The sequence below is a fragment of the Micromonospora haikouensis genome, assembly GCF_000876225.1.
GTDB lineage: Bacteria > Actinomycetota > Actinomycetes > Mycobacteriales > Micromonosporaceae > Micromonospora > Micromonospora haikouensis.
In genome coordinates, this window is sequence record NZ_JXSX01000003.1 from 1 (window position 1) to 11,496 (window position 11,496).

Genomic DNA, 11,496 nt, shown 5'->3' on the forward strand with positions numbered 1-11,496 from the left:
ATAGGGCGTTTGAGTCGCATGCTCTAGACCCGAAGCGGAGTGATCTAGCCATGGGCAGGCTGAAGCGTGGGTAAGACTACGTGGAGGGCCGAACCCACCAACGTTGAAAAGTTGGGGGATGACCTGTGGTTAGGGGTGAAAGGCCAATCAAACTCCGTGATAGCTGGTTCTCCCCGAAATGCATTTAGGTGCAGCGTCGTGTGTTTCTTGCCGGAGGTAGAGCACTGGATGGTCTAGGGGGCCCACAAGCTTACCGAAATCAGCCAAACTCCGAATGCCGGTAAGTGAGAGCGCGGCAGTGAGACTGCGGGGGATAAGCTTCGTAGTCGAGAGGGAAACAGCCCAGATCACCAGCTAAGGCCCCTAAGCGTGTGCTAAGTGGAAAAGGATGTGGGGTCGCATAGACAACCAGGAGGTTGGCTTAGAAGCAGCCACCCTTTAAAGAGTGCGTAATAGCTCACTGGTCAAGTGGTTCCGCGCCGACAATGTAGCGGGGCTCAAGCACACCGCCGAAGCTGTGGCACTCACACGATACTTTGTGCCTCCTTGATGGGGTATGCAGGTGTGTGGGTGGGTAGGGGAGCGTCGTGCCGGGGGTGAAGCAGCGGGGTGACCTAGTTGTGGACGCGGCACGAGTGAGAATGCAGGCATGAGTAGCGAAAGAAGGGTGAGAAACCCTTCCGCCGGATGACCAAGGGTTCCAGGGCCAGGCTAATCCGCCCTGGGTGAGTCGGGACCTAAGGCGAGGCCGAGAGGCGTAGTCGATGGACAACGGGTTGATATTCCCGTACCCGCGAAGGAGCGCCCGTGATGAACCTCGTTGTGCTAACCATCCAAACCATCCAAGCCCTTCGGGTTGAGGGTGGGGAGCGTGGGAACCTGGCGGGTAGTAGTCAAGCGAGGGGGTGACGCAGGAAGGTAGCTGATCCCGGCCGGTGGTTGTGCCGGGGTAAGCGTGTAGGCCGTGTTGTAGGCAAATCCGCAACACATGTGGCTGAGACGTGATGCCGAGCCGATTCAGGTGAAGTCAGTGATCCTATGCTGCCGAGAAAAGCCTCTAGCGAGTTCTGAGCGGCCCGTACCCCAAACCGACACAGGTGGTCAGGTAGAGAATACCGAGGCGATCGGGCGAACTGTGGTTAAGGAACTCGGCAAATTGCCCCCGTAACTTAGGGAGAAGGGGGGCCGGAGACGTGAAGCCCCTTGCGGGTGGAGCGTTGTATGGCCGCAGAGAGCAGGGGGAAGCGACTGTTTACTAAAAACACAGGTCCATGCGAAGAAGTAATTCGATGTATATGGACTGACGCCTGCCCGGTGCTGGAACGTTAAGGGGACCTGTTAGCTCTTCGGGGCGAAGCGGAGAACTTAAGCGCCAGTAAACGGCGGTGGTAACTATAACCATCCTAAGGTAGCGAAATTCCTTGTCGGGTAAGTTCCGACCTGCACGAATGGCGTAACGACTTCCCCACTGTCTCAACCACAGGCCCGGCGAAATTGCATTACGAGTAAAGATGCTCGTTACGCGCGGCAGGACGGAAAGACCCCGGGACCTTTACTATAGCTTGACATTGGTACTTGAGTTAGCTTGTGTAGGATAGGTGGGAGCCGGTGAAGTCCATACGCCAGTATGGGTGGAGGCAATCTTGAAATACCACTCTGGTTGATTCGGGTATCTAACTTCGGGCCGTTATCCGGTTCAGGGACAGTGTCTGGTGGGTAGTTTAACTGGGGCGGTTGCCTCCTAAAGGGTAACGGAGGCGCCCAAAGGTTCCCTCAGCCTGGTTGGCAATCAGGTGTTGAGTGCAAGTGCACAAGGGGGCTTGACTGTGAGACTGACAGGTCGAGCAGGGACGAAAGTCGGGACTAGTGATCCGGCACTTGCGTGTGGAAGCGGTGTCGCTCAACGGATAAAAGGTACCCCGGGGATAACAGGCTGATCTTCCCCAAGAGTCCATATCGACGGGATGGTTTGGCACCTCGATGTCGGCTCGTCGCATCCTGGGGCTGTAGCAGGTCCCAAGGGTTGGGCTGTTCGCCCATTAAAGCGGTACGCGAGCTGGGTTTAGAACGTCGTGAGACAGTTCGGTCCCTATCCGCCGTGCGCGTAGGATACTTGAGAAGGGCTGTCCCTAGTACGAGAGGACCGGGACGGACGAACCTCTGGTGTGCCAGTTGTCCCGCCAGGGGCACGGCTGGTTGGCTACGTTCGGAAGGGATAACCGCTGAAAGCATCTAAGCGGGAAGCCTGCTTCAAGATGAGGTATCCCACCCACCTTTGGTGGGGTAAGGCCCCCAGCTAGACGACTGGGTTGATAGGCCGGAGATGTAAGCTCGGTAACGGGTTGAGTTGACCGGTACTAATAGGCCGAGGACTTGACTACAAAGCTGCTACGCGTCCACTGTGCAACTCTGCACAAACAGACGCCCACCCGTGAGGGGTTGTGGGTTGTTTGATATGTTCATAGAGTTCCGGCGGTCATGGCGGAGGGGAAACGCCCGGTTACATTCCGAGCCCGGAAGCTAAGCCCCCCAGCGCCGATGGTACTGCACTCGGGAGGGTGTGGGAGAGTAGGACACCGCCGGACATTCTTTCGTTCAGGGCCACCCCAACCGGGGTGGCCCTGAAACGCATTTGGGGACCAGACGCGGGGACGACCACGCTCGGCGGCACCTGGGCCGGGGACGCCGCCAGCGGATCGCGGATCCCCGGCCGGGATCAGGAACGCGTCTGGATCCCCTCGCGGATCTGGCGCAGCAGGTCACCGGCGGAGTCCACCGGCCGGCCCGGGAACATCGCCATCGCGACGCTGCCGTGGTCGGCCCAGCCGCAGATCGCGAAGTCACCGCCCTCACCGCTGGTCGTGCCGCACTTCATCACCCCGCCGAACCGGCCGGGGGAGACCTCCCGCAGGCCGGTGACCTTCCCGGTCTCGTCCGTCATGAGGCGGAACAGGGTGTCCAGGTCGCGTTCCGGCTGCCAGAGCAGGGTCGTACCGCCGAAGATGAGCACCGACCGCTTGTCGTCCGCCGGGTCCCGGTAGACGGTGCCGAAGCTGCGGTCCAGGTCGATGTCGGCGGACAACCCGTCGCGCAGGTACTCGGCGGTGCTGCGGGCGCGTTCGCTGTCGTCCCGTCGCAGGCCGGCGACGGTGTCGGGGCTGGACAGCTCGGTGTCCTTCTGCTGCGCCACCCGCCAGCCGGCGATGCCGAGCGCGCCCACCCCCGCGAGGCCGGCCGCCAACACCACCGCGAGGACGATGCGCCGGCGCCGGGATCGGGGCGCGCGGCCGGGGCCGTCCGCCGGGTCCTGGTTGCCGAGCCGGATCGGTTCCTCGGTGAGGTCGATCGGCTCGGGCTCGTCGGCGAGCGAACGCTGCGTGAGATGCGCGTCGGACATAGCCGACACCGTACGCGAACAACAGGTGGCGCACGTCAGGTCCTCGGAAGCGCTCCGTAGACTTTGAGGGTGACCGAGAGACTGGATGCCCGACGCCCCGACGCCCCGACCCTGTCCGCCCAGTACCAGCCGGGCGAGGTAGAGCAGCGACGGTACGAGCAGTGGGTAGCCGGCGGCCGGTTCCGGGCGTCGGCCCAGAGCGACAAGCCCCCGTTCACCGTGGTCATCCCCCCGCCGAACGTCACCGGCTCGCTGCACATGGGCCACGCGTTCGAGCACACGCTGATGGACGCGCTGACCCGGCGCAAGCGGATGCAGGGCTACGAGGCGCTCTGGCTGCCGGGCATGGACCACGCCGGCATCGCCACCCAGAACCTGGTGGAGCGGCAGCTCGCGGGGGAGGGCCTGTCCCGCCACGACCTGGGTCGCGAGAAGTTCGTCGAGCGCGTCTGGCAGTGGAAGGCCGAGTCCGGCGGCGCGATCCTCGGCCAGATGCGCCGCCTCGGCGACGCCGTCGACTGGGACCGGGAGCGTTTCACCATGGACGCCGGCCTCTCCCGGGCCGTGCAGACCATGTTCAAGAAGCTCTTCGACGACGGGCTGATCTACCGCGCCAACCGGATCATCAACTGGTGCCCGCGCTGCCTGACGGCCCTGTCCGACATCGAGGTCGAGCACACCGACGACGACGGCGAGCTGGTCTCGATCCGGTACTCGGCCGACGTGGTGGTCGCCACCACCCGGGCCGAGACGATGCTCGGTGACACCGCCGTGGCGGTGCACCCCGACGACGAGCGGTACCAGCACCTGATCGGCACCGAGGTCGAGGTGCCGCTGACCGGCCGGCGGATCCCGATCGTGGCCGACGAGCACGTCGACCCGGCCTTCGGCACGGGCATGGTGAAGGTGACCCCGGCGCACGACCCGAACGACTTCGAGATCGGCCAGCGCCACGGCCTGCCGGCCCTGGCGATCATGGACGAGCGCGGGGTGATCACCGCCCACGGCCCGTTCCAGGGCCTGGACCGCTACGAGGCCCGGCCGGCGATCGTGGCCGCGCTGCGCGAGCAGGGCCTGATCGTGGCCGAGAAGCGGCCGTACGTGCACGCCGTCGGTCACTGCTCCCGGTGCAAGACCACGGTCGAGCCGCGGCTGTCGCTGCAGTGGTTCGTCAACACCGGCCCGCTGGCGAAGGCGGCCGGTGACGCGGTGCGCGACGGCCGGGTGAAGATCGAGCCGGCCGAGCTGGCCAAGCGCTACTTCGCGTGGGTCGACAACATGCACGACTGGTGCATCTCCCGCCAGCTGTGGTGGGGCCACCGCATCCCCGTCTGGTACGGGCCGGACGGCGAGATCGTCTGCGTCGGCCCCGACGAGGAGCCGCCGACCGGCGCGGGCTGGCACCAGGACGAGGACGTGCTGGACACCTGGTTCTCCAGCGGCCTGTGGCCGTTCTCCACGCTCGGCTGGCCCGAGCAGACGCCGGACCTGGCGAAGTTCTATCCGACCAGCGTCCTGGTCACCGGCTACGACATCCTGTTCTTCTGGGTCGCCCGGATGATGATGTTCGGCCTCTACGCGATGGACGGCCGGCAGCCGTTCGACGTCGTCGCCCTGCACGGCATGGTGCGCGACGAGCACGGCAAGAAGATGTCGAAGTCGTTCGGCAACGTGGTCGACCCGCTGGACTGGATCGACCGGTTCGGCGCCGACGCGACCCGGTTCACCCTCGCCCGGGGCGCCAACCCCGGCCAGGACGTCCCGGTCAGCGAGGACTGGTGCCAGGGCTCCCGCAACTTCTGCAACAAGCTGTGGAACGCCACCCGCTTCGCGCTGATGAACGGCGCGCACGTCGACGGCCCGCTGCCGGCGGCCGGGGAGCTCTCCACCGTCGACCGGTGGATCCTGTCCCGGCTGGCGCACGTCACCGCCGAGGTGGACGAGCAGTTCGAGGCGTACGAGTTCGCGAAGGTCTGCGACCTGCTCTACCACTTCGCGTGGGACGACGTCTGCGACTGGTACGTGGAGTTGAGCAAGCCGGTGCTCGCCGAGGGCGGGCCGGGGGCCGACGCCACCCGCCGGGTGCTCGGGCACGTGCTCGACCAGCTGCTGCGGCTGCTGCACCCGGTGATCCCGTTCGTCACCGACGAGCTGTGGATCGCCCTCACCGGCGGGGAGACGGTCATGACGGCCGCCTGGCCGGCTGCCGACCGTACCGGAATCGACGACGCCGCGGAGGGCGAGGTCGGCACCGTCCAGCGGGTGGTGACCGAGATCCGGCGCTTCCGGTCCGACCAGGGCCTGCGGCCCACCCAGCGGGTGGTCGCGCGGCTCGACGGCCTGGCCGGCGCGGGCATCGCGGGCCACGAGCGGCTGATCCGGTCGCTGGTCCGGCTCGACCCGCCCGCCGACGACTTCCAGGCCAGTGCCACGCTCGCCATGCCCGGCGAGGTGAGCGTCGCGCTGGACACCCGCGGGTCGATCGACGTGGCCGCCGAGCGGGCCCGGCTCACCAAGGACCGGGCGGCGGCCGAGAAGGAGGTCGCCCAGGCCCGGGCGAAGCTCGACAACCCGGCGTTCGTGGGGAAGGCCCCGGAGCCGGTGGTCGCCAAGATCCGGGAGCGGCTGGCCACCGCCGAGGCCGACCTGGTCCGCATCGACGCCGCTCTGGAGGCGCTGCCCTCGTGACCGACCGCACCGACCACACCGACCGCGCCCGTGGGGGCGACGGTGGCCGCACCGAGTTCGCCGAGGTGGAGGCCGCGCTCAACGGGCGCGGCTTCACCCGCATGCACTTCGAGCTGGACCGCATCGAGACGCTGCTCGACCTGCTCGGCAGCCCGCAGCGGGCGTACCCGTCGATCCACCTCACCGGGACCAACGGCAAGACCTCGACCGCCCGGATGATCGACTCGCTGCTGCGGGCGTTCGGGCTGCACACCGGCCGCTACACCAGCCCGCACCTGGAGAGCGTCCGCGAGCGGATCAGCCTGGACGGGGAGCCGGTCGGCGAGGACCGGTTCGTGGCCACGTACCGCGAGATCGCCCCCCTGGCCGAGCTGGTCGACCAGCGCTCCGCCGAGCCGCTGACGTACTTCGACATGACGACGGCCCTGGCGTTCGCGACGTTCGCCGACGCCCCGGTGGACGTCGCGGTGGTCGAGGTGGGGCTCGGCGGCGCGGAGGACGCCACGAACGTGATCCAGGCCGGGGTGGCGGTGCTCACCCCGATCGGGCTCGACCACACCGAGTGGCTGGGCGACACGCTCCAGGACATCGCCCTGCACAAGGCCGGGATCATCCACAAGGGGGCCACGGTCGTCTGCGCGGCGCAGGAGGAGGAGGCCGCCCGGCCGATCCTGGAGCGCTGCGCCGAGGTCGGCGCGACCGTCGCCCGCGAGGGGTCCGAGTTCGGCGTGCTGCGCCGGTCGGTCGCCGTCGGCGGCCAGGTCCTGAACATCCAGGGGCTCGGCGGGGTGTACGAGGAGGTGTTCGTCCCGCTGCACGGCGCGCACCAGGCGCAGAACGCGGCGGTGGCGCTCGCCGCCGTGGAGGCGTTCCTCGGGGCGGGGGCGAAGCGGCAGCTCGACGTCGAGGCCGTCCGGGAGGGGTTCGCCGCCGTCAGCTCGCCCGGCCGGCTGGAGAAGGTGCGCACCGCCCCGACGATCCTGCTCGACGGCGCGCACAACCCGCACGGGATGGCCGCCACGGTCACCGCGCTGCAGGAGGAGTTCGCGTTCAGCAAGCTCGTCGGCGTGCTCGCCGTCCTCGGCGACAAGGACGCGGCGGGCCTGCTGGAGCTGCTGGAACCGGTGCTCGACCATCTGGTGGTCACCCGCAACTCCTCGCCCCGGGCGATGCCGGAGCAGGAGCTGGCCGAGCTGGCCCGGGAGGTCTTCGGGGCGGACCGGGTGGAGGTGGCCGAGGAGATGCCCGACGCGATCGAGGCGGCGGTGGCCCAGGCTGAGTCCGACGTGCCCGGCGAACTGGCCGGGGTCGGCGTGCTGATCACCGGCTCGGTGGTGACCGTGGCCGACGCCCGCCGGCTGCTCAAGCGATGACGTCCCCCGAGGAGGGCGCTTCGTCCACCGTCCCCGAGGAGGGCACCTCGTCGCCGGACGGGGCGGGGCAGCGGCGGTCCGGGCTGCGTAACCCCGCGGGGGCCGTGCGCGGCCTCGGCGCGGGGACGCTGGGCCTGGAGGCGCTGGTGCTGCTGCTCGCCATCCAGCCGATCCGGGTGGTCGGCGGCGAGCTCAGCGGCGCGGCCGTCGCGGTGATCGTGTTGTTGGCCGTGGCGGCGGTGGCGCTCGCCGGCATGATGCGCCGCCCGTGGGCGTGGCACGCCGGCACCGTGCTCCAGGGGGCGCTGATGCTCGCCGGGCTGCTGCACTGGTCGCTGCTGGCGCTCGGCATCATCTTCGCGTTGGTCTGGGGCTACGCCCTGCACGTGCGCCGGGTGATCCTCGGCCGCTGAGCCGCCGGTGGGTGTCAAGAAGGCCCCCTGCTCTGCCGAATGCCTGACAGGGGGCCCTTCCTTGCGCCTCAGGCGTCGGCGCGGGTGCGCCACTGGGTGAGGGCCACGCCGTGGCCGTCCGGGTCGCGGAACGCCGCCGCCCACACCTCCAGCTTGGTGCCCCGGTTGACGACCCGGGGGGCGTAGGTGAAGCGGACGCCGGAGTCGCGCATCCGCTCGTACGCGCCCTGGATGTCGTCGACCTCCAGGTTGACGTGGACGAGGCGGCGGCTCATGGGGGCGGCACCGGCGACCTCGCGCAGCACCAGCCGGGTCGCCCCGGAGGCGAGCACGGCGTTGCCGGAGCCCCGGTCGACCTCGGTGAAGCCGAGCGTGTCCCGGTAGAACTCCAGCGAGCGGCCCAGGTCGGTGACCAGCAGGGTGATGCCGACGCCGCTGATCGGGGCGGCGGCGTCGGCCGGCTCGGCCTCCGGGTCGTAGCCGAAGATCGCCTCGTCCAGCTCGGCCTGGTCCAGGGGCGCCGACCGGGCGCCCGGGTCGTCCAGCGGCACGTCGATCGGGTCGATGGAGGGGCGCGCGTCGACCGGGTCGGCGGGCGCGGGGCCCGCGTCGATGGTCTCCACCGGCACCGTCGGTTCGAACCGCTCGTCGGCCGGGTCGAACCGTTCCTCGGTCGCCGCGAAGCGTTCCTCGGCCGGGGACCGGGGGGCCGGGGTCGCCCGGCGGGGCAACTGGCCGGCGCTCGGCTCCACCAGCGTCCCCTCCAGCACGACCGGTCCGCCGGGGCGGTGGTGCATCACGACGGGCTCCCGGTCCTCCGGCAGCGGGCCGAGGTCGTCGTGCAGCGGGTGGAGGTCGTCGCGCAGCGGGTCGGGTGCCGACGGGTCGCGCGGGTCGTCGTGGAAGTCGTCGTCCGGGCCCCGGTCGGCCCACGGCGGCGCCTCCTGCCCGATGAGCACCTCGTCGACCGGGTCGGGGCCGCCGAACTCGGGCGGCAGGTCGGCGACCGCCGCGGCGGCGGTCTCCGCGTGGGTGGGCACGTCGTCCCAGAGGACCCGGACGTGGCGCTGGTCGTCCAGGGCCACCCGGATCGGCAGGGACTGGCCGACCGACGGCCACTTCGCCACCGGCACCCTCGGCTCGATGATCTTCTTCGACCGGGGCGGCATGCCCGGCGCGTCGATGACCAGTTGCAGCTCGCAGCGGCCGAACGCGTACGTGGTGGGGGGCTCGGAGGCGCTGTGCACGTGCCCGATGCCGACGACCCAGGTGCGCCCGCCGCCGCGCACGGTGGCCAGCGCGATCGCCAGCACCACCAGCGCCACGCCGAGCGCCACGATCGCCCAGCTGGTCATGCCCAGCCCGAACAGGACCACGAAGGTCGCCACGGTGCCGAGCACCGCGGCGATGAGCTTGCGTACCGGCGCGATGGGTCGGTTCCCGTTAGCCACAGTGGACCTCCCTGGAGTCAAGGGCCAGGCTAGGCCGGATCGGCGACCCAGGGAAAGAGCAGCCGCCGCGCCGGCGCCGGGACCGGGTCGCTAGGCTGACCGTACCCAGCCGAGCCGCCTTCCGCGCACAGGAGGAACCCAGCGTGTCCAGCAGCAGCCCGGACGAGCGCACCCTCGTCCTGATCAAGCCCGACGCGGTCCGCCGTGGCCTGGTCGGCGAGATCCTCTCCCGCTTCGAGCGCAAGGGCCTGCGGATCGACGCCATGGTGTCCCGGACGATGGACGGCGACTTCGCCGACCAGCACTACGCCGAGCACGTCGACAAGCCGTTCTACCCGCCGCTGAAGGGCTTCATGACCGGCGGCCCGCTGGTGGCCCTCGTGCTCGCCGGCGACCAGGTCATCGAGGTCGTGCGCGGCATGATCGGCAGCACCGACGGTCGCCGGGCCGCCGCCGGCACCATCCGCGGCGACTTCTCCCTGTCCAACCGGGAGAACCTGGTGCACGCCTCCGACTCGACCGACAGCGCCAAGCGCGAGATCGCGCTCTGGTTCCCCGAGCTGGACTGACGGGTCCCCGAGCCGGACTGACGGGTATCCGACCGGGCGGGCGGCGGGGCGGCCCGCCGGTCGCCTCACCCCGCCAGCCCGGCGAGCTTGTCCGGGTTGCCGACCAGGTAGAGGCCGGTGATCCGGCCGTCGGCGGCGGCCACGGCCAGCGCGTACCGCCGGCCGTCGGGCCAGTGGATGACGACCCCCGGCTGGCCGTTGAGTTCGGTCGGGGCGAGGCGGGGCGGCTGCCGCCTGCGGGGCCCGTGGACGCCGGCGAAGAAGCGGGCGACCCGGTCCGCCCCGCGCACCGGGTTGCGGGCCGACCGGACCCGCCCGCCGCCGTCGCTCCACGCCGTGACGTCGTCGGCCACCAGGGCGGTCAGCCGGGCCAGGTCACCGTCGCGGGCGGCGGCGAGGAACGCGTCGAGCAGCCGCCGCTGCTCGCCCGGGCCCGCGGTGAAGCGGCGGCGGTCCGCGGCGACCCGGTCCGTCGCCCGGTGGTGCAACTGCCGGCAGTCCGCCGCCGACCGGCCGAGGATCTCGGCGATCTCCGCGAACGGCAGCGCGAACGCGGTGCGCAGCACGTAGACGGCGCGCTCCGGCGCGGTCAGCCGCTCCAGCAGGTGCAGCAGCGCCAGCGAGAGCGAGTCGCGCAGCTCCGCGTGCTCGGGTGGCCCGAAGGGCGGTTCGACCGGCGGCCCGAAGGGCGAGGGCGCGGTGGCCACCGGCTCGGGCAGCCACGGACCGACGTACGTCTCCCGGGCCGCCTGCCGCGCGCGGAGCCGGTCGATCGCGAGCCGGGTGACCACCCGGGACAGGTAGCGGCGCGGTTCGGCCACGGCCGCCCGGTCGGCGCCGAGCCACCGCAGGTAGGCGTCCTGGAGCACGTCCTCGGCGTCGTGCAGGCTGCCGAGCAGCCGGTACGCCAGCCCGAGCAGCATCGGCCGGTGCGTGTCGAGCGCGCCGGCCGCCCCCGTCGCGTCGGCTGCCGTCGCCCGGCCCGGCTCCGCCGGCGGCAGCGGCGCGCGGCCGGGCCGGCACCCGCTCCCGGCCAGCCGCGCCCCCGGTGCCGTCACTCGTGCGTCGAGGGGCGGCGTCGGGTGGCCGCCACGATCCGGTTCCACACGTTGATGGTGGCGATCGCGACCGTCAGGTCCGCCAGCTCCTTCTCCGACCACACCTTCGCGGCGGCGTCCCACACGTCGTCGGGCACCCCGTGCTCGCCGAGGCGGGTGAGCGCGTCGGTGAGCGCGAGCGCGGTGCGTTCCCGCTCGTCGAAGAAGGGCGCCTCCCGCCAGGCGGCCACGGCGAACAGCCGCCGGCTGGACTCGCCCGCCGCGAGCGCCTCCCGGCTGTGCATGTCCACGCAGAACGCGCAGCCGTTCAGCATGGACGCCCGGAGCTTCACCAGCTCCAGCACCGTGTGGTCGACGTTGTCCCGGGCGTAGCGCTCCAGCCCCGACACCGCCCGGTAGGCGTCCGGCGCCACCGCCGTCAGGTCGATCCGGCTCATCGTGTCTCCCCTCGTCGTGAGCATGCACCCGTCACGACGGTCGGCGGGGGTCCGGATGTGACGGCTCGCGGTGTGACGCGCGTCATTCCGGCGGCGCGCGGGGCACGGCG

The 11,496-nt window shown here is 70.2% G+C and carries 8 protein-coding genes and 2 rRNA genes; 6 read left to right on the plus strand and 4 right to left on the minus strand.

Annotated features, from left to right (window positions below):
• Positions 1 to 2,381, plus strand: a 23S ribosomal RNA gene (locus TK50_RS21660); the annotation flags it as partial.
• A gap of 87 nt (positions 2,382 to 2,468) precedes the next feature.
• Positions 2,469 to 2,585 (plus strand): 5S ribosomal RNA (gene rrf / locus TK50_RS21665).
• A 131-nt stretch (positions 2,586 to 2,716) separates the two neighbouring features.
• Here rrf and TK50_RS21670 read toward each other — a convergent pair.
• Positions 2,717 to 3,397 (minus strand): hypothetical protein, encoded by a 681-nt coding sequence (locus tag TK50_RS21670; protein WP_043966697.1) that lies wholly within the window; start codon positions 3,395 to 3,397, stop codon positions 2,717 to 2,719.
• Positions 3,398 to 3,466: 69 nt separating this feature from the next.
• Between TK50_RS21670 and TK50_RS21675 the strand changes: the two genes are divergently transcribed.
• The 3 genes from TK50_RS21675 (at position 3,467) to TK50_RS21685 (ending at position 7,871) form a co-directional block, all read left to right on the plus strand.
• Complete coding sequence (locus TK50_RS21675; protein WP_043966699.1) at positions 3,467 to 6,085, plus strand: valine--tRNA ligase; 2,619 nt, start codon at positions 3,467 to 3,469, stop codon at positions 6,083 to 6,085.
• A gap of 101 nt (positions 6,086 to 6,186) precedes the next feature.
• Positions 6,187 to 7,458: a bifunctional folylpolyglutamate synthase/dihydrofolate synthase gene (locus tag TK50_RS21680; protein WP_241774156.1), complete on the plus strand. Its 1,272-nt coding sequence runs from the start codon at positions 6,187 to 6,189 to the stop codon at positions 7,456 to 7,458.
• The gene (locus tag TK50_RS21685; protein ID WP_043966703.1) at positions 7,455 to 7,871 is read left to right on the plus strand and encodes a DUF4233 domain-containing protein; all 417 of its coding nucleotides are present in this window, start codon (positions 7,455 to 7,457) and stop codon (positions 7,869 to 7,871) included. Before TK50_RS21680 ends, TK50_RS21685 begins: the two co-directional genes overlap by 4 nt.
• A gap of 68 nt (positions 7,872 to 7,939) precedes the next feature.
• Here the strand turns inward: TK50_RS21685 and TK50_RS21690 are convergent, their stop codons facing one another.
• A complete protein-coding gene (locus tag TK50_RS21690) occupies positions 7,940 to 9,322 on the minus strand; it encodes a VOC family protein (RefSeq protein ID WP_043966705.1) in 1,383 nt (460 codons plus the stop codon).
• A gap of 143 nt (positions 9,323 to 9,465) precedes the next feature.
• Between TK50_RS21690 and ndk the strand changes: the two genes are divergently transcribed.
• Complete coding sequence (ndk, locus tag TK50_RS21695) at positions 9,466 to 9,891, plus strand: nucleoside-diphosphate kinase (protein ID WP_043966706.1); 426 nt, start codon at positions 9,466 to 9,468, stop codon at positions 9,889 to 9,891.
• Positions 9,892 to 9,956: 65 nt separating this feature from the next.
• Here the strand turns inward: ndk and sigJ are convergent, their stop codons facing one another.
• Both sigJ and TK50_RS21705 read right to left on the minus strand, forming a co-directional pair.
• Complete coding sequence (sigJ, locus tag TK50_RS21700; RefSeq protein ID WP_241774087.1) at positions 9,957 to 10,997, minus strand: RNA polymerase sigma factor SigJ; 1,041 nt, start codon at positions 10,995 to 10,997, stop codon at positions 9,957 to 9,959.
• Positions 10,946 to 11,386 carry a carboxymuconolactone decarboxylase family protein gene (locus TK50_RS21705; protein ID WP_043966708.1) on the minus strand — a complete coding sequence of 147 codons (441 nt, stop codon included), beginning with the start codon at positions 11,384 to 11,386 and terminating at the stop codon, positions 10,946 to 10,948. Before TK50_RS21705 ends, sigJ begins: the two co-directional genes overlap by 52 nt.
• Positions 11,387 to 11,496 lie beyond the last annotated feature (110 nt).